21 protein-coding genes, 1 tRNA gene and 1 pseudogene are annotated in these 24106 nt (G+C 69.3%); 12 read left to right on the top strand and 11 right to left on the bottom strand.

What is annotated here, in order from left to right; genetic code table 11:
- Nucleotides 1-44: 44 nt before the first annotated feature.
- From ABZ707_RS02660 to ABZ707_RS02645, 4 genes are all read left to right on the top strand, one after another.
- Nucleotides 45-2564, top strand: coding sequence for a phosphoribosyltransferase (locus tag ABZ707_RS02660; RefSeq protein WP_360166976.1), 2520 nt, complete (start codon nt 45-47; stop codon nt 2562-2564).
- Nucleotides 2561-3394, top strand: a complete 834-nt coding sequence (locus ABZ707_RS02655; RefSeq protein WP_360166502.1) for an HAD family hydrolase — start codon at nt 2561-2563, stop codon at nt 3392-3394. The genes ABZ707_RS02660 and ABZ707_RS02655 overlap by 4 nt, the downstream gene beginning before the upstream one ends.
- A gap of 185 nt (nt 3395-3579) precedes the next feature.
- Complete coding sequence (locus tag ABZ707_RS02650) at nt 3580-4719, top strand: sensor histidine kinase (RefSeq protein WP_360166499.1); 1140 nt, start codon at nt 3580-3582, stop codon at nt 4717-4719.
- Complete coding sequence (locus tag ABZ707_RS02645; protein WP_360166496.1) at nt 4710-5354, top strand: response regulator transcription factor; 645 nt, start codon at nt 4710-4712, stop codon at nt 5352-5354. The genes ABZ707_RS02650 and ABZ707_RS02645 overlap by 10 nt, the downstream gene beginning before the upstream one ends.
- A 46-nt stretch (nt 5355-5400) precedes the next feature.
- Here ABZ707_RS02645 and ABZ707_RS02640 read toward each other — a convergent pair whose 3' ends face one another.
- The 3 genes from ABZ707_RS02640 to ABZ707_RS02630 form a co-directional block, all read right to left on the bottom strand.
- On the bottom strand, nt 5401-5625 hold the full coding sequence (locus ABZ707_RS02640) for a zinc ribbon domain-containing protein (protein WP_360166493.1): 225 nt from the start codon (nt 5623-5625) through the stop codon (nt 5401-5403).
- A 44-nt stretch (nt 5626-5669) separates the two neighbouring features.
- Nucleotides 5670-6233, bottom strand: a complete 564-nt coding sequence (locus ABZ707_RS02635) for a DUF4383 domain-containing protein (RefSeq protein WP_360166490.1) — start codon at nt 6231-6233, stop codon at nt 5670-5672.
- 77 nt (nt 6234-6310) lie between these two features.
- Nucleotides 6311-7687, bottom strand: coding sequence for a hypothetical protein (locus ABZ707_RS02630; protein WP_360166487.1), 1377 nt, complete (start codon nt 7685-7687; stop codon nt 6311-6313).
- 336 nt (nt 7688-8023) lie between these two features.
- On the opposite strand from ABZ707_RS02630, the gene ABZ707_RS02625 reads away from it, so the two are divergent.
- Nucleotides 8024-8098, top strand: a tRNA-Val gene (locus tag ABZ707_RS02625).
- A 68-nt stretch (nt 8099-8166) separates the two neighbouring features.
- Here ABZ707_RS02625 and ABZ707_RS02620 read toward each other — a convergent pair.
- Nucleotides 8167-8648: pseudogene (locus ABZ707_RS02620) on the bottom strand (hypothetical protein); the annotation flags it as partial.
- Nucleotides 8649-8721: 73 nt separating this feature from the next.
- Between ABZ707_RS02620 and ABZ707_RS02615 the strand changes: the two are divergent.
- Nucleotides 8722-9786 (top strand): HNH endonuclease, encoded by a 1065-nt coding sequence (locus ABZ707_RS02615; RefSeq protein WP_360166485.1) that lies wholly within the window; start codon nt 8722-8724, stop codon nt 9784-9786.
- A gap of 297 nt (nt 9787-10083) precedes the next feature.
- On the opposite strand, the gene ABZ707_RS02610 is transcribed toward ABZ707_RS02615, so the two are convergent.
- Both ABZ707_RS02610 and ABZ707_RS02605 read right to left on the bottom strand, forming a co-directional pair.
- The gene (locus tag ABZ707_RS02610; protein ID WP_360166482.1) at nt 10084-11043 is read right to left on the bottom strand and encodes an N-acetylmuramoyl-L-alanine amidase; all 960 of its coding nucleotides are present in this window, start codon (nt 11041-11043) and stop codon (nt 10084-10086) included.
- Nucleotides 11044-11467: 424 nt separating this feature from the next.
- Nucleotides 11468-12406, bottom strand: a complete 939-nt coding sequence (locus ABZ707_RS02605; RefSeq protein ID WP_360166479.1) for a nitroreductase/quinone reductase family protein — start codon at nt 12404-12406, stop codon at nt 11468-11470.
- 302 nt (nt 12407-12708) lie between these two features.
- On the opposite strand from ABZ707_RS02605, the gene ABZ707_RS02600 reads away from it, so the two are divergent.
- The 4 genes from ABZ707_RS02600 (at nt 12709) to ABZ707_RS02585 (ending at nt 16093) form a co-directional block, all read left to right on the top strand.
- Nucleotides 12709-13602: an NADPH-dependent F420 reductase gene (locus ABZ707_RS02600; protein ID WP_360166476.1), complete on the top strand. Its 894-nt coding sequence runs from the start codon at nt 12709-12711 to the stop codon at nt 13600-13602.
- Between the two features lie 231 nt (nt 13603-13833).
- A complete protein-coding gene (locus tag ABZ707_RS02595) occupies nt 13834-14106 on the top strand; it encodes a DUF4873 domain-containing protein (protein WP_360166473.1) in 273 nt (90 codons plus the stop codon).
- Between the two features lie 260 nt (nt 14107-14366).
- Entirely contained in the window at nt 14367-15329 is a 963-nt protein-coding gene (locus ABZ707_RS02590) for a xanthine dehydrogenase family protein subunit M (RefSeq protein WP_360166470.1), read from the top strand.
- Entirely contained in the window at nt 15329-16093 is a 765-nt protein-coding gene (locus tag ABZ707_RS02585) for an SRPBCC family protein (RefSeq protein ID WP_360166467.1), read from the top strand. The genes ABZ707_RS02590 and ABZ707_RS02585 overlap by 1 nt, the downstream gene beginning before the upstream one ends.
- 114 nt (nt 16094-16207) lie before the next feature.
- Here the strand turns inward: ABZ707_RS02585 and ABZ707_RS02580 are convergent, their stop codons facing one another.
- The 4 genes from ABZ707_RS02580 to ABZ707_RS02565 all read right to left on the bottom strand — a co-directional run bounded on the left by ABZ707_RS02580 (nt 16208) and on the right by ABZ707_RS02565 (nt 21709).
- The gene (locus ABZ707_RS02580; RefSeq protein ID WP_360166973.1) at nt 16208-18499 is read right to left on the bottom strand and encodes a glycoside hydrolase family 3 N-terminal domain-containing protein; all 2292 of its coding nucleotides are present in this window, start codon (nt 18497-18499) and stop codon (nt 16208-16210) included.
- Nucleotides 18500-18621: 122 nt separating this feature from the next.
- The gene (locus tag ABZ707_RS02575; protein WP_360166464.1) at nt 18622-19440 is read right to left on the bottom strand and encodes a carbohydrate ABC transporter permease; all 819 of its coding nucleotides are present in this window, start codon (nt 19438-19440) and stop codon (nt 18622-18624) included.
- Nucleotides 19440-20378 carry a sugar ABC transporter permease gene (locus ABZ707_RS02570; protein WP_360166461.1) on the bottom strand — a complete coding sequence of 313 codons (939 nt, stop codon included), beginning with the start codon at nt 20376-20378 and terminating at the stop codon, nt 19440-19442. Before ABZ707_RS02570 ends, ABZ707_RS02575 begins: the two co-directional genes overlap by 1 nt.
- 32 nt (nt 20379-20410) lie before the next feature.
- Nucleotides 20411-21709, bottom strand: coding sequence for an extracellular solute-binding protein (locus tag ABZ707_RS02565; RefSeq protein ID WP_360166458.1), 1299 nt, complete (start codon nt 21707-21709; stop codon nt 20411-20413).
- 140 nt (nt 21710-21849) lie between these two features.
- On the opposite strand from ABZ707_RS02565, the gene ABZ707_RS02560 reads away from it, so the two are divergent.
- Together ABZ707_RS02560 and ABZ707_RS02555 are read left to right on the top strand one after the other, a co-directional pair.
- Nucleotides 21850-22878, top strand: a complete 1029-nt coding sequence (locus ABZ707_RS02560; RefSeq protein WP_360166455.1) for a LacI family DNA-binding transcriptional regulator — start codon at nt 21850-21852, stop codon at nt 22876-22878.
- Between the two features lie 72 nt (nt 22879-22950).
- Nucleotides 22951-23196: a DUF2277 domain-containing protein gene (locus tag ABZ707_RS02555; protein WP_360166452.1), complete on the top strand. Its 246-nt coding sequence runs from the start codon at nt 22951-22953 to the stop codon at nt 23194-23196.
- 191 nt (nt 23197-23387) lie between these two features.
- Here the strand turns inward: ABZ707_RS02555 and ABZ707_RS02550 are convergent, their stop codons facing one another.
- The gene (locus tag ABZ707_RS02550) at nt 23388-24026 is read right to left on the bottom strand and encodes a VTT domain-containing protein (protein ID WP_360166449.1); all 639 of its coding nucleotides are present in this window, start codon (nt 24024-24026) and stop codon (nt 23388-23390) included.
- Between the last annotated feature and the right edge of the window lie 80 nt (nt 24027-24106).

Genomic DNA, 24106 nt, shown 5'->3' with positions numbered 1-24106 from the left:
GGCTCGTGGAGAGCGGGGCGTCAGCGAAGGAAGAGATCGCCAAGATGGTGTGGTCGGGCACATGGGTCGCTGAACGGCTCGGAGTCGAACTCGTCGGTGGCCCAGAACTACGGGATCTAGTGGGTCTGGCCCTGCGCCGCAACCCCAAACGGGCCCACCTCCTGGTCTCCCGTGTGCTGGGGAAGCATGTGCCGCAGAGCCCCCGGGTCATATACGAGACGGGCTTCGGCCTCGGAAAGCGCGTGAGCGACCTTCTGGGCCCGGACATCGAGCGGGCAGTGGTGCTCGGCTATGCGGAGACCGCGACCGGCCTCGGCCACTCGGTAGCGGACGGGATGGGACGCGCCCCGTATCTCCACTCGACGCGGCGTCCGGTCGCGGGCGTCGCGAGGGCGGGCGGCTTTGAGGAGTCGCACTCGCACGCCACCTCGCATCTGCTGCTGCCGGAGGACCCGCGGCTGCTCACCGGCGACGGACCACTGGTCCTTGTGGACGACGAGTTCTCCACCGGCAACACCGTCCTCAACACCATCCGCGACCTCCAGGAGCGCTGCCCACGCAGTCGGTACGTCGTGGTCGCCCTGGTCGACATGCGTTCCGCGGCCGATCACGGCCGGCTGGACGAGTTCGCCCGGGACATAGGGGCCCGCGTCGATCTGGTCACCCTGGCGTCCGGCACGGTCCGGCTCCCGGAGGGCGTCCTGGAGAAGGGCCAGCGGCTCGTGGCGGAGCAGGAGGCACTGGTCTCGGCCCCGGCCGCTCTTCCCGACCCGGGCCCAGGCCCCTTCCCAGCACCGGCGCTGACGCCACTCGGAGAGGACGTCGGAAGCGACGCGGGAGGCAGCGCCGGATCCCGTGCGGTCCGGGTGCCGCTCGGCTGGCCGGCCGGGGTGCCGGACGGCGGACGACACGGCTTCACCCCTGCCCACCGGATCCGGCTGGAGGCCTCGCTGCCCGCCATGGCGGCCGCCCTCGCCGCTGAGCTCGGCGGTGCTCGCCGCATCCTGATACTCGGCTTCGAGGAGCTGATGTACGCCCCGCTGCGGCTGGCCGAAGCGGTGGAGCGGAGCGTCGAGGCGGAAGTGAGGTACTCGACCACCACGCGGTCGCCGGTACTGGCCGTGAACGACCCCGGGTACGCGATCCGTAGCCGTTTGGTCTTTCCCGCGCACGACACCGCGGCCTTCCCGGACGGCGACGGCGAACGGTACGCCTACAACGTCGCGGGCGCGGGCTTCGACGCCGTGGTCGCCGTCGTCGACTCCGTGGCGGACTCTCCCGAGCTGCACGCCCCCGACGGACTGCTGGCACAGCTCGCCGCACACATACCCCGTGTCCTCCTTACCGTCGTCCCCTCGTATGTCCCGTCGTCGCCCTCCATCCCGGGCCCCTCGCGCCACTTCGAACGGCAGGAACCCTCCATGCTGCCCGAGCCCCTTCGCGGTCCCGCCTTCTCCTCCTACGCGCCCGACGAGGTGGGCTGGCTCCTCCAGGACATGTCGGACGTGGAGCTGGAGGCACCCACGGAGGAACGCGAGGAGGCCGTACAGAGCGGTGGCGCGCACTATGCCGAATCCCTTCCTGTCGAATATCAGCCGAGCGCCCAGTACCAGGAGCTTTTCAAGTCCGCTCTGGAGGCATCGGGGGCCCGTATCGCACGGGCCGTGGGCACCGTCACCGAGATCGTGCTGGCCGAACGATCACCCCGTCCCGTTCTTGTCTCGCTGGCCCGCGCGGGCACGCCGGTCGGTGTGCTGATGCGGCGCTGGGCCCAGCACCGGCACGGCCTGGATCTGCCGCACTACGCCGTCTCCATCGTCCGTGGCCGGGGCATCGACGCCAACGCCCTGCGCTGGCTTGCCGCCCACCACGACCCCGCCGATGTCGTCTTCGTCGACGGCTGGACCGGCAAGGGTGCCATCACTCGCGAACTGGCCGAGGCCCTCACCGAGTTCGGCGGATTCAACCCGGAGATCGCCGTCCTCGCCGACCCCGGTGCCTGTGTACGGACCTATGGCACCCGCGAGGACTTCCTCATCCCTTCTGCCTGTCTCAACTCGACTGTCTCCGGACTGATCTCCCGTACGGTCCTCAGAGCCGATCTGGTCGGCCCGCACGATTTCCACGGCGCGAAGTACTACCGCGAACTCGCCGAGACGGATGTCTCGGCCCATTTCCTGGACACCGTCGCGGCCCGCTTCGACGATGTCGCGGAGGCCGTCGAGGGGGAGGTGAAAGAGATGCTCACCGCAGACCGTGCCCCCACCTGGGAGGGCTGGGCGGCCGTCGAGCGGATCAGCGAGGAGTACGGCATCCACGATGTGAACCTCGTCAAGCCGGGTGTCGGGGAGACGACCCGTGTCCTGCTGCGCCGCGTCCCCTGGAAGATCCTCGCCCGGAGCGGCGCGGGCACCGACCTCGACCATGTCAGGCTGCTGGCCGGACAGCGCGGAGTGCCCGTGGAGGAAGTGGACGGCCTCCCGTACACCTGCGTCGGGCTGATCCACCCCCGCTACACCCGCGGTGCGACCGGCGCCACGGGCAAGGCTGTGGCCGCGAAGTGAGCACTCCCTCGAAGCCGCTGCCGCTCGTCGCCAGCGACCTGGACCGCACCCTTATCTATTCGGCCGCGGCGCTCCAGCTTCCGATGGCGGACGCGGAGGCTCCCAGGCTGCTCTGTGTCGAGGTGTATGAGAACAGACCCCTGTCCTATCTGACGGAGACGGCCGCCGGCCTCCTGGACCAGCTCTCCCGCACCACCGTCTTCGTACCGACGACCACCCGCACCCGTGAGCAGTACCGACGCATCCACCTGCCAGGACCCGCCCCGCGCTTCGCGATCTGCGCCAATGGCGGCCACCTCCTGGTCGACGGCGTGTCCGACCGCGACTGGGCGGCACGGGTGGCCGGCCGGCTTGACGACGAGTGCGCCTCCCTCGCCGAGGTCCGTGCCCATCTGCTCTCCGCCGCCGACCCCGCGTGGCTCCTCAAGGAGCGCGTCGCGGAGGATCTCTTCGCCTATCTCGTCGTGGACCGGGCCCTGTTGCCCGAAGGCTGGGTGAAGGAACTCGCCCTGTGGGCCGGGAGCCGCGGCTGGAACGTCTCCCTCCAGGGGCGCAAGATCTACGCCGTGCCTCAGCCGCTCACCAAGAGCGCCGCCGTGCGCGAGGTGGCCTGTCGCACCGGCGCCGAACTGACCCTGGCGGCCGGTGACTCGCTGCTCGACGCCGATATGCTGCTCGCTGCGGACCGTGCCTGGCGCCCCGGCCACGGTGAACTCGCCGACACCGGCTGGAGTGCCCCGCATGTGGACGCGCTCCAGGAGACGGGCGTCGCGGCGGGCGAGGAGATACTCCGACGTCTTGGCCTCGCAGCCGGTCAGACCCCGGCCTGACAGGCGGGCGCCCCCGAGAGCGTCCATGGCAAGGTCGACCCGGCCGACCCGTGAAATTGCGCTGTGCTCGATCATGCATTCAACGCTAAGCAGCAGCGGGCGAAGGCGCATTGAAGCCGACCGCAAGGAACAATGAGGTTTTCCGCAGTGCGCGTGCCAGGGCCGCCCGGCTAGCGTGACTGATCATGAAAGCGGTGGTACGCCGGGGGCTGCGGCTCTCGGCAGGACTCTTCATCGGCAGCGGCGCGGCACTCGTCGAGCTGCTCTTCACCCTCTTCGCGGGCATCACGCTGTTGCTGGTGCTTGCCTGGCCGCGCGGCCGGCAGGCCGTCATGCGTCCGCTCTCGGCCTGCGCCCGGAATCTGGTCGAGATGGAGCGTCACCGGCTCCGTACGCTGCTAGGCGAGCGCGTCTCCGGTACGTACGAACCGGACGGCGCGCTGCGCTATCTCGCCGTGCGCTGGACCCTCGGACTGCTCGGCGCGGTCGTTCTGCTGTCCGTGCTGATCGGCGGTGCGTACGGCACGTTCTTCGTCTACGCCTGGCTGATCATCGACATCCAGAGCCCCGGCGTCATAGTGGCGGCCGGCCTCGGTGGACTCTTTCTTCTCTTTCTCGCGATGCAGGGGATTTTCGGGGTCGCCGCCCTGGAAGGGATTCTGGCCCGGCATTTCCTCGGGCCCAGCCATCAGGAGGAGTTGGAACGCCGGATAGCGCAGCTCGCCACCAGTCGCGCGGGTGTTGTGGACGCCGTCCATGACGAACGCCGGCGTATCGAGCGCGATCTGCACGACGGGGTTCAGCAGCGGCTCGTCGCCCTCGGCATGCTGTTGGGCCGTGCCAGGCGCAGCCGTGACCCCGAGCGCGCGGACGAACTGCTGCGACAGGCCCACGAGCAGAGCCGTGAGGCCCTGACCGAGCTGCGGGAAGTGGCCTGGCGAGTCTATCCGACGGTGCTCGACGAGGCCGGGCTGCGGGCGGCGCTGGAGACCGTGGCGGAACGCTCGCCGCTCCCCGTGCGGCTGACATGTGTCCTCAAGACCGAGCCCACGAAGACCGCGGCGAACGTCGCCTATTTCGTGGTCGCTGAGAGTGTCACCAACGCGGTCAAACACTCCGGCGCGCCACGCATCGAGGTAGACGTTCTCGAAGAAGCGCGCACCCTGCGCATACGCGTAAAGGACTACGGTCAGGGTGGCGCGGACCCTGCGGGCAGCGGTCTCCTCGGCCTGGCTCGCCGTGTCGCCGCCCTCGACGGACTGCTGCACATCAGGAGTCCGCCCGGCGGCCCCACCACCATCACCGCGGAGATCCCATGCGAGTAATCCTTGCCGAGGACTCGACCCTGCTCCGGGAGGGGCTGGCACGACTCCTGATGGAGGAAGGCCATGAGGTGATCGCCTCGGTCGCCGACGCCGATGCGCTGATCGCCGCGGTCGCGCAGGAGCAGCCGGACGTCGTTGTCGCCGATGTCCGGATGCCGCCCTCCCACACGGACGAGGGTCTGCGCGCGGCGCTGGAGATCCGGGAGCGGTGGCCCGCCGTGGGTGTGCTTGTCCTCTCCCAGTACGTGGAGAAGCGCTATGCGACCGAATTGATGACCGGGGAGTCGGAAGGTGTGGGATATCTGCTCAAGGACCGTGTCGTCGAAGTGGACGAGTTCCTGGACGCGTTGGAGCGGGTCGCTGCCGGCCGGGCGGCCTTCGACTCGGAGGTCGTACGGCAGTTACTGGCCCGTTCCCATCGCACCGATCCGCTCTCCCGGCTCACCGACAGGGAGCAGGGAGTGCTTGCCGAGATGGCGCAGGGCCATACCAACGCGACCATCGCCCAGCGGCTGCACATCTCCCAGAGCGCTGTTGAGAAGCACATCAACGCGATCTTCGAGAAGCTCGAACTGGCCGGAAGCACCGGCTACAGCCGTCGGGTCTTGGCTGTACTGCGCTATCTGGGCACATAGGCCGACCCGGTCCAGAGCCTCCGGCAGGTCCCTGCCTCCCGGCGGGTCAGCCGCAGCAGCCTCCGCCGCAGCAGCCACCGCCCCCACCCGCCGCCGGGGCAGGCCTCGGGGCGCCGCCCTTGGCGGTCCCGCCCACGGCGACGGTGGAGAGCAGCTTCACGGTGTCGTCGTGTCCCGCCGGGCACGACGCGGGAGAGCCGGACTCCGACATCGGCCGACTGAGTTCGAAGGTGTCACCACAGGAGCGGCAGCGGTACTCGTAGCGAGGCATGGGGTCAGGCTATCCGAGGCACGGGGCAGTCTTCCGGCTTCCGGTTATCCCACCCCCACCTGCCCCTTGCGGCCCCTGGCCCTGTGGAGCCGCTCGCGCTCCGCCTGCTCGGGGTGGCGGGCCCGCCAGTACGGGTTGTCGTGCGGCAGGCTGCCGCTGACTCTCCCGTACATACCGAAAAACATCAGCATCACGCCGACTACAAAACTGAACAGCACATTCTGGATGCGGAAGGCGAGGAAGTTGAAGCCGGTGTCGAGCAGTGCGAGATTGATGAAACCGCTGGCGATGAAGAGGACGCCGAAGACCATATTCAGCGTCGAAGCGAAATTCGCGCCGATGATCATGCCGATGAGGAGCAGCAGGCCCACGCAGATGGAGAGCACGCTCAGGGTGCCATTGGTGCTCAGGCCCGCGACCTGGGCACCCCCGGTGTCAAAGAAGCCGATCTTGTCTATCAGCCCGAGGATTCCGAAAACGATGAGGATCAGGCCGGTCACTCCGGCCCCGATGCGGTACACCTGGTTGAGCCGGTGATCGACGGGAAGCTGTTCGTCGAGCCTGACCTGTCGGCGCCGAGGTGGCCGACGGAGCGCTTGGGTGGCCATGGGTGGCCTCCTTTGGCGGGGCGCAGCTACGGGAGATACGTAGCTCCAGCATCCGTCCACAGCCGGAGGGGGACAACTCAGGCGCGGTGTCCGGCCCCCGCTCCGCGCTCCTCGCGGATCTCCGAAACGACATGGGCCACGGCCTGGCGTACCGCCTCGGTCTCCATGAGGAAGTGCCAGTAGTCGGGATGGCGGCCTTCCAGCGCGGCCACCGCCCGGTCCAGCCTGGCCACGGACTCGTCCAGCGGACGGGCATGCCGAGGTTCGGGAGTGTTCCGTCCGCTCATGGCCAGCCGTTGTGCGTCCCGGATCGCGAAGCGTGTGCGGTCGATCTCCTGCTGCGGATCCTTTGAGACGGCATTGAGCCGTTGCAGTCTGTCACCGGCGGCGGAGACCGCCTCATCGGTACTGTTCAGCAGGGCCCGGGCCGTAGCGAGCAATGCCGTCGCGTCCGCCCAGCGCTGCTCTTCCCGGGCCTTGCCGGCTTCCTTCAGTTTCTCCTCGGCCCGGTGCACGCTGCCGGCCGCCTCGTCGGGGACATGCTGCAGATCCTGCCAGCACGCCGCGGTGAAGCGGCGGCGCAGCTCGCTGAGTATGGGCTCCACCGACCCGGCACGGTTTGTCAGCGCCTGCGCACGGGTGCGCAGTGACACCAGCCGCCGGTCGATCTCCTGGGCACGCTCGGGGAGGCGTTCCGCCTCGACGCGTACGGACTCGGCGTCCCGGACGACCCGGTCGGCGCGTTGAAGCGTCTCCGCCACACCATGCTGTCCGGCACCCTGGTTGAGTTTTGTCAGCTCCGGACCGAGGACGGCGAGCCGGGCGGCGAGATCGTCCGCCCGCAGTCCCGAGCCGCGCACGACATCGAGAGCGTTGCTGGCCGATCGGAGTGCCTGCCGGGCCCGCTCGACCGAGGGGGCCAGCCGGGCCAACTGCGTCTCGGCCTTGTCCAGCAGCGGCCCCAGGCCCTGCTCGAACCGGTCCAGTTCGGCTTTGACCCGCTCCAGCTCGTCCTTGGCCTTCGTCAGCTCGCCGCGTGCCTTCGACGCGGTCGCCGGCTCAAGATCGTCGCGGTCCAGGTCGTGCGCGTCGACGGCACGGATATAGCCGCTGCTCGCCTCGTCGATGCGCTGCCCCAGCGCCGCGAAGTCGGCCACGGCCTTCCGGGCTCCCGGCGAGCTGTCGACAGCGGTGATGGTCTCGATCGAGATCCGCAGATCGCGCTGGGCGGTGTCCAGCTCGTAGAAGGCGGCGGCAGCGGCGTCCTTGGCGGCCTGAGCGTCGGCACGCTGGCTCTCGCCGCGCCCGCCGAACCAGCGTCGCGTACCCCCGCCGGCAAAGGCGGCCGGCAGGGCGGCAACGATCAGTGGCACCGGGAGCAGCATCAGCGTGAGGACATCGCGGACGGCACTCGTCTTGGCTTCTGTGTGCGGCCGCGCGTCTGTCGCCGTCACATCCCTCTCCCGTGCTCGCCTGCCCGGTCCATTCTCCCACCAGGTAAGGACGAACACACGAGCCGGTTAGTTCACACTTCGTACAGTGACTTGGCCGTTGTCGCCGCGCGTGCTCGGCACACGCCGTCGTGGCTCGTCGCCCGCAGGCGCGCGGAGCGCCCGACCAGGGCCGGCCGATCTCGATTCCTTCCGTTGTCACTCACGGTGTCCACCGTGTCGGGCACAACGGACGGGCCGCCGACCTGCGGCGCGCCGCGGCTGATGTCCCTCGGCTGCCCCCGGACCTGCGGTTTGCGGGCGCGCCCCCCTGGCCATGTACGCTGTTGCCTCATCCACGGGTGCGTAGCTCAGGGGTAGAGCGCTGCTCTTACAAAGCAGATGTCGGCGGTTCGAAACCGTCCGCGCCCACCAGTGGAAAGGCCCCCAGCCGATCATGGCTGGGGGCCTTTGACATCCACTTCTGACATCAACGGGCGCGGTCACCCACGGTCGGGACGCTGCCGCTTCAGCATGCGGCCCAGGTGACTCACGGCCTCGCGCTGCGTGTCCTGGACGATGTGGGTGTAGATGTTCATCGTCACCGCGATCTGACTGTGCCCGAGGATCTCCATCACGACGCGAGCGCGATGGCGAGGACGAAGGCCGCGTAGAGCGGGTCCTTTCGCGCGGCGGTGAGGAAGGCCAGGGTCTCATCGAGCGACCAGGGCGACAGATCCCGGGGCGTGGCGGACGGAGGCTCCACCAGGGTGGCCACGTTCCGCATGACCAGGCCTTCCCGGCACGCAGCGGTCAGGGCGGTACGTAGGACGCGGTGGGATTCCTTGGCGGTCGCCGCGGTGGTCTGCTGCTCCAGGCGGACGAGGAAGCGCCGGACATCAGCGACGCTCAGCGATTCGAGGCGCTTCGAGCCGAGCATGGGCACGAGGTAGAGGCGGATGTGTGTCTCGTACTTCGCGTAGGTAACCGGGGCGAGTAGTGGATTGGTGATGGCGAGTGCCTGACTGGCTGTCAGTGGCGATCCTTACGCTTCCACCATGCGCATAGGTGCGATCAGTCGAGACGCTGTCCTCCAAGCTCTGACGGAGTATGACGACCTGGGGCAGGACGAGTTTCTGTCCAAGTACGGGTACAAGCCAGCCACCGGGTATCTCCTCCTGCACGAGGAACGAACCTACGACTCCAAGGCCATCGCTGGCGTGGCTCACAAGTTCGATCACGGTCGAGCGCTGAGGCCGGACGAGCTAATCGGCGGAAGGTCGCACGCCGCCAGGTGGCTGGCCCGACTCGGCTTCACGATCCGTTCGTCCCGGAGTCCTGACTGGACTCGTGACGAGATCATCCTTGCCTGCGACCTGGCCATGGCCAACGGCTGGAAGCGGCTGGAATTTGACGACCCGCGTGTGGTCGAGCTGTCGGCTCTGCTCCAGACCATGCCGATCCATCCTGAGGAGCTACGCAACGAGTTGTTCCGAAACCCCAACGGGGTAGCGCGTAAGACGGTTGACATCACATGCCGGCACCCCAGTTACACGGGCAAGCCCACGAACGGAAACGCCCTGGACGTCGAAGTCATGAACGACTTCCTCGCCCGGCCGGCGGAGATGACCGAGGCCGCGCGACTCATACGTCAGGGCATTGCGACGGGTGAACTGCAGTCCTTCGCGCCGACAGAGGACGAAGAGTTCGGCGACGACTTCAGTGCGCCCGAAGGGCGACTACTCATGCGACGGCACAGGGCACGCGAGCGGAACAAGGCTCTGCGTAAGAGGAAGATCACCTCTGTTCTTCAGCGTGGCGGACCCCTTGCTTGTGAGGCGTGCGGCTTCGACTTCGAGAAGGTCTACGGGTTCCGCGGCGCCGGGTACATCGAGTGCCATCACGTCCTTCCGCTTCACGTGGCGGGAGAGGGGCGAACCAAGCTCAGCGATCTCGCCCTCATCTGCGCCAACTGCCACCGCATGATCCACCGGCGCGCGCCATGGCCGACCCCTGGGGAGCTGCGAGCCACCATAGAGAAGAAGCATGCAGACGACAGGCGCGCCGCGGGGTTCTTGGCGCGACCGCGCAGGGCGCCTAACGAGCAGATGCCGAACCCGTGAGCTGACATCCACCGCCGACATCAACGGAAGCGCACAACGGAGTCTCGGAGAACCCTGGACGGCAGCCGCGGCCGGGCCCACCATGGTGCTCGACAAGGCTCCGGGCGAACTTACAAAGCAGATGTCGGCGGTTCGAAACCGTCCGCGCCCACCGACGGACAAGCACAGATGAGACCCCCTTCCTTGATGATCACAGGGAGGGGGTCTCCTGCGTGGGGCAGGTCCATGATCCGGACCCGGGACGCAACGCGACCTGGCCCGCGCCCGGCGATCCGCTTCCGGCGGCCGGGCGTGAGGTCAGGAGGCGCCGGCGCCGGTGATGTCGGCGTCGACCTTGACGACGGCGTCGGCGACCGCCTGCTCGACGGCGGCGACGATGGTGGCCGTGTCGTCGTCTCCGCCGACCGCGGCGGCGAGCGCGGTGATGGCCGCCGTCTGTGCGGCGACGGTCTTCTCCAGGCCGCGGACGCGGGCGACGACGTCCTTGAGCAGGGACTGTGCCTGCCAGGTCGGGTTGGTTTTGATGTCGGGGGCGTCGGTCGGTGCGGCGATCGCGTCGGTGGACCAGACCGCGTCGAAGATGTCCTTCTTGGTGATGCCGGCCATGGTGTCTTCCTCTGTGGGTGGGGTCGGGTTCCAGTTGGCGGGGTGGGCAAGGCGTTCGGCGATGTCGGCTCGCAGATCGACCATGGAGAACCCGCGGGGGTCGATCTTGTCGTTGGACCACTCCAGGTGGCCGATCACCGACTTCGCCGTCCAGCCGTGTGCCCGGCAGATGGCCGCCTGGACGCGCACGATCGCGTTGTACTGGGCGGCGGGCCAGGGGTCCTTGCCGTCGCCGAGGTTCTCGCACTCCCAGCCGTAGAAGCGGGAGTTGCCGTCGACGCCGTCCGCGTTGCCCCGGTTGGGCGGGGTCGGGCGGGTGCCGTAGGACTCGGCGATCACCTGCTCCAGCACCCTGGGGTCGCCGCCGCCCGCGTGATTCGTACGGCCCCAGCCGACGAGATGGACCCGGCCGTCCTTGGCGATCATGCCGTGGCAGAGCGGTCCGGGCAGGGAGCTGTAGCCGTCCCGGACGATGGCGACGGTGTTCGCGGTGCCCTTGGTGACGGTGTGGTGGACGACGGAGCCGTTCAACGGGCCCCAGGCGCCTACTGAGTTGCGGTTGTGGGTCCGCCAGGACCCGACCTCGACAATGACGACGCCTTCCGCCCGGAGAGCGGCGAGCACTGCGGAGGCGGTGAGAGGTGTGGCCATCAAATGCTCCATTCGTCAGTGGCGAGCGGGGAGGTCGGAGGCTCTCGCATCAGTGAAGTCGACAGCCGATCCGATATCTTCCGCGATCGCCTACTCGGTCGCCGGGGCGGTGAACGCGGCGGCTCGGGCGGTCAGTCTCGGCCCGGCCGCGTGGTTCGCGGTCCCCGCGAGCGTCGCCGGAATGCCCGAACCTGTCGGATCGGGGAGTCCTGCTGAACTCGAACGGGTAATCCCCGGAACTCGGCGCCGGGAAGCGGAAGCTGTCGGACGGTGCTGGGCGGCCCGTGACGGCTTCCTCGTCCACTCTTACCTGAACCCAGTGTCCGCCACCGGCTGTTAACGGGATCCGGTGGCGAATTTCGTACATGCGTCCGACCTTGAAGGTGGAGGGGGGCCGGTACGAGGGGACGCACCGGCCCACCTGTCAGGTGAGCGGCTCAACCGCCGGATCCACCGGCGGCGGTGCGACCGGCGGCCACGGGACGTCGGCCAGCAGCGGCAGAAGCGATTCCTCCTCGAAGTCGAGATGCGCGTTCAGCTCTCTGGCCATCCGGTCCAACTCGGCGCGGAAAAGGCGAGGATCGGCGGCGCCGATGTCGGCCAGCAGCGCGGCCAGTTCGCCCTGGAGGCGCGCGACCGTACGGTGTTCCTCCCCGAGCCGGTCGAAAGTGTCGGCCAACTGCGGGTGATAGCGCGCGATCCCGGGGAAAAGATGTGCGTCCTCGCTGGTGTGATGGAATTCCAGCGACTGACAGAACGCCAGACAGCGCTGACGGATCTGCAGCCCCAGGCTCGGCACCGGCGACTCGCCAGGGCCCCCCTGGGCCGCGTGGGCGGCGAAATGGGCGTCGACCTCCGCGCCCACATGGCGCAACTGGGCCCGCAGCCAGGTGTGGACCTCCATGAGCTTGTCGGCAAGCGTACTGACCTCACGCGGTGGCTCCCACGAGTCGGGCTCGGCGCGCTCCAGCACCACGACCGGCAGGGGCCGGGCGGTCCGGGCCTGGTAGTCGGCGTATCCGGGCGCGGCCCGCACACAGCGCTCGAACAGTTCCTCGCGCCGCGCTCCCTCGGCGGGAACCGCGATGGCCTCGAAGACATCGGTGCCGATCTCCACCCGCACTACGGGATGGACCAGCAGGTTGTAATACCAGTCCGGGTGATGCGCGGCGCCGAGGTTGGATCCGACGATCAGCAGCAGATCGCCGTCGCGGACATGGCCGAGTGGGGTGGTGTGTTCCGTCCCCGACCGTGCGCCGGTGGTGGTCAGCAGAAGGAGATCACTGTCCTGGAAAGGACCGCCGACCTTTCCCCCATGGGCGCGGAACTCGTCGATGACCGATTGATTGAAAGACGTGGGCATGCTGTTTCGGGTCTCCAGAAAGGCATGGGTCCGCGCTGAGCGCGGTGACGGGTGAGGGTGGAGCGCGGCGACGGGCGCGCCCCGCGCGTCGCCTCCGCGGTGGATGGTCGTCCGGAGACGGGCGCCCGCTGGATACGCACGGCGACAGACGCCTTCCGGCGTGCTTGCCGTCGGGAGGCGTGGCGAACGCCGAGGTCGTACGGGGGCCGGGACCGCGATGCGAGAGACGAGGCGCGGAGACGCGCTGATGTCAGATGCGGGGTGCGGAGTATGTACTCAAGGCGAGATCCCCTGGGTGAAGGGTGTTCGCCCGATCACCGGCCCGCCCACTGCTCTTCGGCCAGCGTCACGCGACACCGGGTCCATTACATTCACCCGGCGGTCGGCTGTCAACGCGTGCCCCCGGGCGAGGAGCGGTGGCCGGGCGCGGCCGGTGCCCGTGCGCACGGGCCGGCGCCGGATTTCGCGGGCCGGCGTGGAAGGAATCGCGCGGATCACGCGTTCTTGTGTGTATGGCTACTCTCGGACTCATTGGCAGCGGACACATCGGAAGCACGCTCGCCCGGCTGGCGGTTGACGCCGGTCTGGATGTGGTGCTCAGCAACTCGCGAGGCCCGGAGACCCTCTCCGAGCTTGTCGCGGAGCTCGGCCCGCGAGCTCGCGCCGGCACCGCGGAGGAGGCGGCGGCCGCGGGTGACTGGGTGGTGGTGACGATCCCGCTCAAGGCATATCAGCAGGTCCCGGTGGAGCCGTTGGCGGGGAAGACCGTCATCGACACCAACAACTACTACCCGGACCGGGACGGAAAGTTTCCCGCACTGGACTCGGGCGAGACGACGAGCAGCGAGCTTCTCCAGCGGCACCTGAAGCGCTCGCAGGTCGTCAAGGCTTTCAACAACATCTACTTCAAGCACCTCGCCGCCCTCCCCCGCCCGGCGGGAGCGGCGGACCGTACCGCCCTGCCGATCGCCGGTGACGATGCCACCGCCAAGGTGAACGCGGCGGAGCTGATCAACACGCTGGGCTTCGACACCGTGGACGCGGGTCCGCTCGCGGAGGGATGGCGGTTCGAGCCGGGTACGCCGGTCTACGGGACTCCCTACACCGAGAAGTCGACGTCCCACTTCGTGGACGTACCGGCCGGTCCCGCCGCGGCGGACCGGATCGCCGAAGACCTGGCCGCGGCCAAGCACTGACACACCGGTGGCCGGAGGGCCGTCGCGTCGGTGCCTCGCCGCTTGTGCGGAGCCCACGACGGCGGTCCCCTGGCGGCTGGTCCTCCGGCGGGCCGCCGGGACACATGGGGTCGCGTTGACCGGTGGATCGTTCCGCCGTCCCGGCACAGTGTGGTGCCGGCGCCACACGATTGGCAGATCATATGAGCGGGCCTGGCGGGGAGCGGGCCTCTTGGGGCGCACACTGGGCCCGTGAGCAACTACCAGGGGCCCGCGACGCTTGTCGCCGGCGACTCCGAGATCGAAGTCGAAGCCACACTGAGCGCGAGTCTCTCCGGCGCGGTGCGCCAGTGGGGCGGCAGCGTCCAGACCAGCGAAGCGGGGGAGGACTTCTACGCGGCACTGGACAGCGCCGATGTGAAGATCCGCTTCCCGGACGGCCAGGAGGGCACCGTCGTGGCCACACACACCGCCATCGGCAGCGGGCGGCTGCGGGTCTCGGGGACGGGCGCCATTCCGTTCTGACCCGGGGGCGCTCTGACCCGGCAGACGGTTCTGCTCAGGGCCGGGCACCGTCCCGTCACCGCGAGCGCGACAACAGCGACGTGAGCGGCACCGTGAGTCGCTGTTGACGACTTACCCCGCCGAAGAGCCCCATGGCGAGGACAAAGGCATCATGGGTGGCAGAAGGACGTTTTTGATGTCATAAAAGGCTCGCGGTGACGAGCTCGCTGTCACGACCGGGACAAGGTCATGAGAAGAGGGGCCGGGGAGAAGGACCGCTGATGGAGGTGCCCGCGTCGTTCGCGTACGAACGTGCCACCAGCGTCGACCATGCCATCGGGCTTCTCGACCGGCTGGGAGGCTCGGCGAGGCTGGTCGCCGGCGGTCACAGCCTGCTCCCGATGTTGAAACTGCGACGGGCCGATTTCGCGTATCTGATCGACATCAACGATCTCGCCGAAGAGCTGGGTTACATAGCGGTGGAGCCCGGCCGGATCCGTATCGGCGCCCTGGCGCGCCACCGTGAGCTGCTGGAATCCGCCGCCCTCGCCGAGACGTTCCCGATCTTCACCGACGCCGAACAGATGATCGCCGATCCGGTGGTGCGTGAGCGCGGCACGCTCGGCGGCTCCCTCTGTCAGGCCGATCCGGCGGAGGATCTGTCCGCCGTCTGCACGACGCTCGGCGCGAGCTGTGTGATCCAGAGCCGAAAGGGCCGGCGGCTGGTCGCCATGGAGGACTTCCACCGAGGACCGTACGAGACGGTCGTGGGCGGCGCCGAGATGCTGATCGAGGTGCGCTTCCCGGTCCGTCCGAACGGTTCCAGCGCGTACGAGAAGGTCGAGCGGCGCGCCGGGGACTGGGCGGTGGCCTCGGCGGGCGCGGCCGTCTGGCTGGACGGTGTGGTCGTCGCCGACGCGCGCGTGGGGCTGGCGGCCGTCGGACCGAACACCATGGGGCCCCCGGAGATCTCGCGCGCCCTGCGCGGCCGGCTCCCCTCGGAGGAGTTGTACGCGCAGGCCGGTGAGATCGCCTCGGCGTCGTGCGCGCCGGTCACCGACCGCCGGGGCAGTGCCGACTACAAACGCCATCTCGTCAGGGAACTCACCGCACGTGTGCTGCGCCGCGCCGTTGCACGGGCCAGGAGCGGCCGGATCGCGAGGAGCGCCCGGGCCGCCGCGTCCGACGACCCGGCCGCGCGAAACGGCGGGCCCCCGACGGCCACCGAAGGACCGGGAGAGTGATGATGCGGATCGACAATCAATTCACCGTCGGCGTGCCGATCGACGAGGCATGGAAGGCGCTCACCGATCTGGAGGGCATCGCGCCGTGCATGCCGGGCGCGCACCTCACGGCGGTCGACGGCGCGGTCTGCCGTGGCGAGGTGCAGGTCAAGCTGGGCCCGGTGACCGGTCGGTACGCGGGTACGGCGCAGCTTGTCGAGAAGGACGAAGCGGCGCACCGGGCCGTGATCCGCGCGAAGGGAAGCGACTCCTGGGGGGCGGGGAACGCGACGGCGCTGATCAACGCGGAATTGCGGCCGGAGGGCGCGGGCACGGTGGTCACCGTCGCGACCGATCTGGATGTCACCGGCGAGATCACTCATTTCGACAGCGGGATGATCAGAGAGGCGTCGGCCAGGCTGGTGGACCGTTTCGTCGAGAACCTGGAGGCCGAACTGCCCGCGCTGACAGCCCCGGATCAGGGGCCCGGCATCTCGTCGGACGCGGCGGGCGAGCCCGGACCGGTCGTGGGTACGGGGATGGTCACCGATGTGGTGTCCCCGGGGCCCGGCGGTACGGCCGGCGCGTCGGGCGGGACGCCGCCGCGGGCGGACGGCACGGCGCGGGTGCCGGGGAGCGCTCCGCAGAGTTCGGGCCAGCGGCAGCAGGCCGAGCCGCTCGATCTGATGAGCCTCGCCGGTACCTCCGTCTACCGGCGCTCCATTCCGATCATCGCCGCCGTGCTGGTTGTCGCCGCGCTGATCGTGCTCTTCCTGGTCCACTGACAGGTCCACTGAGCCGAACGCAAGACGCTTTGTCGACTTCCGCCGGAGCGGGGCCCGCGCCCCCGTCCGGGACGGAGACGCGGGCCCTCGGCGCTGTCCGCGCCCGGGCAGCCCTCAGGCGCCGGCCGGGGTGTCCCGGGTGACGGTGAACCGGGCGTGCAGCTCGCGGGTGTGGTCCACGTGCCGTACCGGACCCGTCAGCACCGCCCGCGCGGTGAACCGGATGTCGGTACTGGACGCCGCCAGCCGCAGCTCCAGCTCACCCGGCTCGACCACACGCCGCCCGTTCCGCCCGGTGAAGGAGGCGAGATCGGCGGGCACGGTCACCGCGACCCCGGCCCGCTCGCCCGGCTCCAGAGGGATCCGGACGTAACCGATCAGCCGCTGCACCGGCTGGACGACCGAGGCGACGGGGTCGTGCAGATAGAGCTGGACGACTTCCGCGCCCGGCCGCTCCCCGGTGTTGCGTACGGTGAAGGACAGTGCCACCGCACCGTCCGTCTCCGCCCGGAGCGGGTCGCCCGCCTCCAGGTCCGACCACGCGAACGAGGTGTACGTCAGCCCGTGGCCGAAGCCGAAGGCCGGCGTGGGATCGATGCTGGAGACCTCGCTGACACGGGCCAGGGTGGCCGCCAGATAGGTGGACGGCTGTGCGCCGGGGAGCCGGGGGACGCTGACGGGAAGCCGCCCCGACGGGTTGATCCGCCCGCTGAGCACTCCGGCGAGGGCCGGGGTGCCTTCCTGGCCGGGGAAGAACGTCTGGACGATGGCGTCCGCCTCTTCGGTGGCCCGGCCGAGGGCGTACGGGCGTCCCGCCAGCAGCGTCACCACCACCGGCGTGCCGCTGTCCAGGAGCGCGTCGAGGAGCTGGCGCTGCACACCGGGCAGCTCCAGGGACTCCGCGTCGCATCCTTCTCCGCTGGTGCCCCGGCCGAAGAGTCCGGCCCGGTCGCCGAGGGCCGCGACGACCAGGTCCGCGTGGCGGGCCACGCGCACCGCCTCGGCGAATCCGTCGGTGTCGGTGGAGTCGATTCCCGCGCCCCGCACCGTGATGATCTCGCTGCCGGGGAACTCCGCGGCCAGGGACTCCCGGAGCGTCGGCAGTCCGACGCCGGCAGGAGTGCCCGGGTGCTGGCTTCCGACATGGACGGGGAAGGAGTAGCAGCCCAGGACGGCCGTGGGGGTGTCGGCCTGCGGGCCGACAAGGGCGATCCTGCGGGGCCCGTCCAGCGGGAGCGTGCCGTTGTTGCGCAGCAGGATCACCGACTGCTCGGCGAGACGGCGGGAGATGTCGCGGTGGGCGGGGGAGTCCAGACTGACCGTGCCGCGCAGCGCCTGCGGATCGTCCAGCGCGGCGCCGGACAGGGCCGGCGGCAGGGGACTCCAGTCCGGGTCCAGCAGCCCGAGCTGGGCTTTCTGCGTCAGGACGCGGCGCAGCGCGCGGTTGATCGTCTCCTCGGAGAGCTTTCCGGCGGCGACCGCGTCCCGCAGCGGCTCTCCGAAGGTCTTCACGGTCGGCAGTTCCACGTCGACGCCGGCCGTCAGGGCCGCGGCGGCGGCGTCGCTCCAGTCGGCGGCCACGCCGTGCAGGGTCTTGAGGAAGGCGACACCGAAGTAGTCGGCGACCACGGTGCCGTCGAAGCCCCAGGTGTCCCGGAGCAGCCCGGTCAGCAGCTCCTCGTCGGCGGCGCAGGGCACGCCGTCGGTGTCGGTGTACGCGTGCATGACGGACCGTACGCCGCTCTCCCGCACCGCCATTTCGAACGGCGGCAGCATCACGTCGGCGCGCTCCCTGGCGCCCATGCTCACCGGAGCGAGGTTGCGCCCGCCCCGGGAGGCCGAGTAGCCCACGAAGTGTTTGAGCGTGGCCACGATCCCGGCGGACTCCAGGCCCTGGATATAGGCGGTGGCGGTGGTGCCGACGAGATACGGGTCCTCGCCGATGGTCTCCTCGACACGGCCCCAGCGTGCGTCGCGCACCACGTCGAGCACCGGGGCCAGGCCCTGGTGGACACCGACCGACCGCATGTCGTGGCCGATCGCGCCCGCCATCCGGCGTACCAGGTCAGGGTCGAACGCGGCGCCCCACGACAGCGGGACGGGATAGGTGGTGGCGCCCCAGGCGGCGAAGCCCGCCAGGCACTCGTCGTGCGCCATGGCGGGGATGCCGAAGCGGTTGGCCGCCACGATGCGCTGCTGGGTGCGCGCCAGGGACACGGCGCCCAGGGCGGGGTCGACGGGAACCGTCCCGAAGGGCCTGGTGAGCTGGCCGAGGCCGTGCGGCAGCAACTCCTCCAGGGACGGCGGCCGGTCCATGTCGTGCTGGTGCGGGGCGACTTCGGCGCCGTCGGCGGAAGCGCCCGCCCACAGGCCGTAGAGCTGAGCGAGTTTCTCCTCCAGGGTCATGGCGGAGATCAGCGTCTCGACCCGTTCGGCACGGTGGTCCCGGAGGCCGGGCGCCGGGGCGCCGGACGCGGGGATGCCGGTGGCGGTGGTGCCGGGGCGGGTATCGGCGGTCACGTTGTCGTTCACTTTCCTCCGACGCCCATCAGCCCCTGGACCAGGGCGCGGCGCGCGAACAGGTAGACGAGCAGGACGGGCAGTGTGGAGAGGACCACGGCGGCCAGCAGTCCGGGGATGTTGATCCCGTACTGGGTCTGGAAGTTGTACAGCCCGAGGGTGAGCACCTTGGTGTTCTCGGACTGGGTCAGTACCAGCGGGAAGAGGAAGCCGTTCCACGCCTGGAGCGCGGAGAAGACGACGATGGTCGCCAGTCCGCTCTTGGACAGCGGCACGACGAGCTGGAAGAAGACCCGCCGGGTGTCGGCCCCGTCGAGGGCCATGGCCTCGAAGAGTTCGTCGGTGATGTCGCGCATGGTGCCGGTGAGGATGAGCGCGCAGACCGGCAGACAGAACGCGGCGGTGGGCAGGATGACACCGATGAGGTTGTCGTACAGGCCGGCCTGACTGATCACATAGAACATCGGGACGATCACCGCCTGGGCGGGTATCGCCAGGCCCAGCAGGAAGAGCCGGAAGACCCGGGAGGTGGCCCGGCCCCGGTTGCGCACGATCGAGAAGGCCAGCGGCGGTACGAGGAGCAGCACGATCACCACGACGCTCGTCGTGACGATCACGGTGTTGAGGAAGTACTGGCCGAAGCCGTTGGAGAAGTCCTGGACGTAGTTGGTCAGGCTGAAGGTCTTCGGGAACGCCAGCGGACCGTTGGCGGTGTACTCCGCGCGGGACTGTACGGTCGCGCCGAGCATCACATAGACCGGCAGTCCCACCAGGCACAGCCACAACAGGGCGCCGAGCCCCGCGAGATAGTTGGGGCGGCGCCTCATCACAGGCCTTCCTTCGTGCCGGCCATTTTGTCGTAGCCGGAGATCCGTACGACGATCAGCGAGATGGCCGTCGCCACGACCACCAGCAGCAGCGCGACGGCGGCGCCCGCGCCGAAGTCGAAGCCCTTGAAAGCCTTTTGGTACATGTAGTAGGCGCTGATGGTGGTGTCGGTGCCCGGTCCGCCCTGGGTGAGGATCAGCACGGTGTCGAAGGTGGTGAGCCCGCCGACGACCATGAGGATCACCGACGTGATGATCGAGTTGCGCAGTTGCGGCAGCGTGACGTGGAAGAACTGCCGTACGGTCCCGGCGCCGTCGATGGCGGCCGCCTGGTAGAGGACCGTGGGGATCGCCCGGGTCGCGCCCTGGTAGATCAGCGCGTGCAGCGGGGTGAACTGCCAGGCGCTGACCAGGACGAGGACACCGATGGCGCCGGTGCGCGAGCCCAGGAGATTGCCGTCCCCGAAGAGCCAGCGCGCCTGCGCGGGCACCCCGAAGTTGGGGTCGAGCAGCGCCCGCCACAGCACGGACACCGCCGTGGCGGACAGCAGCAGCGGGATGAAGAAGACGGCCGACAGGACGGCCCTGTTCCGCTGGGGCCCGGCGGCCCAGACGCCGAGCAGGATGCTCAGCGGCGTCTGGACGACCACGCCCAGCGCGGTGAGCAGCACGCTCAGCCAGAGGCTTTTGATCATCACCGGGTCGTGGAACAGCGTGGTCCAGTTGTCCAGGCCGGCGAACGTGGGCGATCCCAGACCGCTCCAACTGGTGAAGGACAGCACGGCGACCAGCGCCAGCGGGACGATCGCGAACAGGGCGAAGAACAGGGTGGCGGGCAGGGCCCAGCCCAGGCCGGGGCGGGCGACTCCGCGCCCGCCCGGACCGGGCCGCTGTGACTGCCGCCGTTCGCCCTTCGCCGGGGCGGAGAGGGTAACCATGTCGGACGTCACTCTCAGTTCTGTTTCTCGGCTCAGGCGGTGGTCAGGGCCTGCATGGACGTGATGAAGCCGGCCGCGTCGAGCTGTCCGTTGAAGAACTGCTGGACCGCCACATAGATGGGCGTCATGTTCGCGGGCGGGTACGCCTGGTCCCACGAGAGCTGGAACGCGGGAGCCTTGTCGACCAGGTCGAGCTGGTACTTCAGGTACTCGGGGTTGTCCGCGGAGTCCAGGAACTTGCCGGTGTTCGTGGTGGTGGGCAGATTGCCGATGGCGAGCTGCGCCTTCACGAACTCGTCCGAATACATCAGCTTGAGGAACTTGGCTATGTCGTCGGCGTGCTTGGTGGTCTTGCGCACCGAGTAGAAGTTGTTGGTGTTGCCGACGAGGTCGGCGGGGTCGCCCTTGCCACCGGTGACACTGGGGAAGGTGGTGTAACCCAGGTCGTTCTTGGCGAAGTCGGGGCTGGCGTCCTGGTGGGTGGAGTACGCCCAGGAGCCCATCAGCTCGAAGCCCGCCTTGCCGCCTGCCAGCAGAGCAGGGGAGCCGCCGTCGGTGAACTTCACCGAGTCGTAGTTGGTGCCGAACGCGCCCGCGTCAATCAGCTCCTTGAGCATGCTCAGCGCCTTCTTGCTGTCGGCGCTCTCCCAGGCGCTCTTGTCGCCGGACAGGGCCTTCTCGAACAGCCCGGGGCCCGCCACCCGGTCGTAGAGGTACTCGAACCACATCAGCGTCGGCCACTTGTCGCCGCCGCCGAGCGCGATCGGCGTGACGCCCTTCGCCTTGAGCTTCTTCACCGAGTCCAGCAGCTCGTCCCAGGTCTTCGGCGGCTGCACACCGGCGTCCGCGAGCACCTTGCTGTTGTTGAACAGCAGGACCGGCTGGGTGCCGCGCATGGGAACGCCGTACGCCTTGCCGTCGACCATGGCCGTGTTGAAGACCGACGGCAGGAAGTTGGACTTCAGCCCCGGGTCCTTCTTGATCAGGTCGTCGAGCGGCATCAGCAGATCCGCCTTGACGAACGGCTGGATGCTGCCGCCGCCCCAGTTGAAGAACACGTCGGGCGCCTGCGGGGTGCCGATGACGGTCTGGAGCTTCTGCTGGTAGTCCGCGCCGGGGACGGTGTCCAGGACGGCCTTGACCTTGGAGGTCTTGTTGAACGTCGCGACGATCTGCTTCTCCACCTTGTTCGCGGAGTCGCCGTAGACGAGTACGTGGAACTCCCCGGCACCGGAGGAGGAGGCGTTGCCGCCACAGGCCGCCAGGCTCAGACCCAGGACGAGCGTCGCGCTGCCGGCGACGGCTCGAAGAAACCGTGCGCGTGTCTTCATCGATCGACCTCTCGAAAGTATCGGCCACATTGCCGAAAGTCTCCTGTCGAGCGACCGTAGGTTTCTCTTCCGGGGCGGTCAACAGCGCTGTCGCTGCGCTATCAAACCGTTACAAGCGGCGGTGCCCTATCCTTCAGTCCATGCGTGATGACAGGAGTACGGGCCGAGTCACCCTGGCCCAGGTGGCTTCGCAAGCCGGCGTATCCCTCTCGACAGTTTCGAAAGTCCTCAACGGACGCCCGGATGTGTCGGCCCCCACCCGGGTGAAGGTCGAGGAGCTGCTGGAGGAGCACGGCTACCGGCGCTCCGCGCCCACGCCCCCGGAATCACCGCTGGTCGAGATCGTCTTCCACGAACTCGACAGCACCTGGTCGATGGAGTTGATCAGGGGCGTCCAGAGCGTCGCCAAGGAGGCGGGACTGAGCGTCGTCCTCACCGAGACCGGCACCCGGCACTCGCCGGGGGCCGACTGGGTCGAGGGCGTGCTGCGCCGCCGCCCGATGGGCGTGGTCCTTGTCTTCTCCACGCTGCCGGACGACCTCAAGAAGAAGCTGTGGTCCCGGGCGATCCCGTTCGTCATCATCGACCCGGCGGGCGACCCGGAACCCGATGTGCCGTCCGTGGGCTCGGCCAACTGGGCGGGCGGGGTCGCCGCCACCCGCCATCTCATCGACCTCGGCCACCGCAGGATCGCCGTCATCACCGGCCCCGAGGACATGCTCTGCTCGCTGGCCCGGCTCGACGGCTTCCGCTCGGCCATGGGCATGGCCGGGCTCGACACCGACCCGGCGCTGGTGAGATTCGGCGACTTCCATGTCCAGTCCGGCCATGCGCACGCCATGGAACTGCTCAAGGATCCCGACAGACCGACCGCGATTTTCGCGGGCAGCGACCTCCAGGCGCTGGGCGTGCTGGAGGCGGCCCGGGTGCTCGGACTCCAGGTGCCTCAGGACCTCTCGGTCGTGGGATACGACGACATCCCGCCCGCCCAGTGGTCCAGCCCGGCGCTGACCACCGTGCACCAGCCGCTCGCGCAGATGGCAGAGGAGGCCACCCGGATGCTGCTCCGGCTGCGCCAGTCCGACCAGGCCGACGCCCGTATCGAATTCGGCACCCGGCTGGTCGTCAGGAACAGCACGGCGGCCCTGGAGGCGGGGACGGACCGGTAGCGGTACCGGAGCGGGACCGGCGGCGCGCCCGCCGGGTCCCGGTCGGCGCCGGGTCTCGGTCACACTGGAGGCATGTGCCGCAGCATCAAGACCCTCCGTCCGCCCGTCCTCCCCGAAGAAGCCACCGAGGAGGACATCAGGGCCGCTGCCCTGCAGTACGTACGCAAGGTGTCCGGCTTCCGCGAGCCGGCCGCGCACAACCGCGACGTCTTCGAACGGGCGGTCGGCGAGATCGCCGAGGCGACCGAGAGGCTGCTCAAGGGCATCGAGGTGCGCGGCTCGGCGCGGCCGGCGGCCCGGGAGCCCCAGGGAGCGTGAAGCGGCGGCCGGGTCAGGTCGGGGTACTGGGCACGTTGCTCAGACGGGAAAACTTGCCTGGAACCTCAACTTTTCCCGTTGGGTAAAGTCGGCCAATGGGGCAAGTTTTCTCAGAAGCGGGGGTTTTCCCGCCGGGGAAAGTGCGCCTCCGGGGCACGTCCGGTGCTCCTGAGGGGCTTTCGAGCAGCCCCTCAGACCGGCTGCGCCGACGGACGGCGCACGATGTACGCGGCCAGCGTGCCCGCCGCGAACAGCGCCAGTACGGAGATGGCGGCGCCCACCCAGCTCGCGCCCAGCCACTGGCCGCCGAAGTAGCCGAGGCCCACGCTGTAGCCGGTCCAGGCCACGCCCGCCAGCGCCGACCAGGGCAGGAACTCCTTCACCGTGCGGTGCGCCGCGCCCGCGCCGAGCGAGACGACCGAGCGGCCCGCCGGGGCGAACCGGGCGATGACCACAAGGATTCCGCCACCGCCGCTGAGCGCCGCGCCGAGGCGCTCCTGGGCGGTGGTGAGCCGGCGTGACCGGGCGATGGCGCGGTGCAGACGTTCGCCGCCGCGCCAGGCGAGCCGGAAGGCGACAAGGTCGCCGAGCACGGACGCGCCGGCCGCGCACAGCATCAGGATGAGCAGTGACGGAACCTCGCGGGGCACGTGCGCCACCTTGTCGGCGGCCTCCGCGACCGTGGTCGAGCCCGCGGCGGCCGCCGTGGCCGCCGTGATCACCAGGACCCCGCTGGGCAGCACGGGCAGAAACACATCGAGCAGTACGGAGGCGCCCACGACGGCGTATATCCATGGACTGCCCGTCAGCGACCCCAGACTCTCCAGCACCTTGTGACTCCCCGCCCCGTTCTCCGAAAACGCCGCTGTGTCGCAAGGGAGCGGCAGGGGCGGCTGCAGCCATACAGCGT

This window comes from Streptomyces sp. NPDC006923, from assembly GCF_040635655.1.
Classification (GTDB): Bacteria; Actinomycetota; Actinomycetes; order Streptomycetales; family Streptomycetaceae; genus Streptomyces.
The sequence above is the reverse complement of the archived record's forward strand: the minus strand, read 5'-3'. Positions and strand labels throughout refer to the sequence as shown.

Bases quoted from the DNA above. Each gene is read 5' to 3' on its own strand.
- ABZ707_RS02590 (WP_360166470.1), top strand. From the start codon at position 14,367: ATGGAGGTGCCCGCGTCGTTCGCGTACGAACGTGCCACCAGCGTCGAC.
- ABZ707_RS02640 (WP_360166493.1), bottom strand. From the start codon at position 5,625: ATGCCTCGCTACGAGTACCGCTGCCGCTCCTGTGGTGACACCTTCGAA.
- ABZ707_RS02585 (WP_360166467.1), top strand. From the start codon at position 15,329: ATGATGCGGATCGACAATCAATTCACCGTCGGCGTGCCGATCGACGAG.
- ABZ707_RS02605 (WP_360166479.1), bottom strand. From the start codon at position 12,406: ATGCCCACGTCTTTCAATCAATCGGTCATCGACGAGTTCCGCGCCCAT.
- ABZ707_RS02635 (WP_360166490.1), bottom strand. From the start codon at position 6,233: ATGGCCACCCAAGCGCTCCGTCGGCCACCTCGGCGCCGACAGGTCAGG.
- ABZ707_RS02555 (WP_360166452.1), top strand. From the start codon at position 22,951: ATGTGCCGCAGCATCAAGACCCTCCGTCCGCCCGTCCTCCCCGAAGAA.
- ABZ707_RS02565 (WP_360166458.1), bottom strand. From the start codon at position 21,709: ATGAAGACACGCGCACGGTTTCTTCGAGCCGTCGCCGGCAGCGCGACG.
- ABZ707_RS02570 (WP_360166461.1), bottom strand. From the start codon at position 20,378: ATGGTTACCCTCTCCGCCCCGGCGAAGGGCGAACGGCGGCAGTCACAG.
- ABZ707_RS02615 (WP_360166485.1), top strand. From the start codon at position 8,722: ATGCGCATAGGTGCGATCAGTCGAGACGCTGTCCTCCAAGCTCTGACG.
- ABZ707_RS02660 (WP_360166976.1), top strand. From the start codon at position 45: ATGGTGTGGTCGGGCACATGGGTCGCTGAACGGCTCGGAGTCGAACTC.
- ABZ707_RS02645 (WP_360166496.1), top strand. From the start codon at position 4,710: ATGCGAGTAATCCTTGCCGAGGACTCGACCCTGCTCCGGGAGGGGCTG.
- ABZ707_RS02560 (WP_360166455.1), top strand. From the start codon at position 21,850: ATGCGTGATGACAGGAGTACGGGCCGAGTCACCCTGGCCCAGGTGGCT.
- ABZ707_RS02575 (WP_360166464.1), bottom strand. From the start codon at position 19,440: ATGAGGCGCCGCCCCAACTATCTCGCGGGGCTCGGCGCCCTGTTGTGG.
- ABZ707_RS02650 (WP_360166499.1), top strand. From the start codon at position 3,580: ATGAAAGCGGTGGTACGCCGGGGGCTGCGGCTCTCGGCAGGACTCTTC.
- ABZ707_RS02580 (WP_360166973.1), bottom strand. From the start codon at position 18,499: ATGACCCTGGAGGAGAAACTCGCTCAGCTCTACGGCCTGTGGGCGGGC.
- ABZ707_RS02610 (WP_360166482.1), bottom strand. From the start codon at position 11,043: ATGGCCACACCTCTCACCGCCTCCGCAGTGCTCGCCGCTCTCCGGGCG.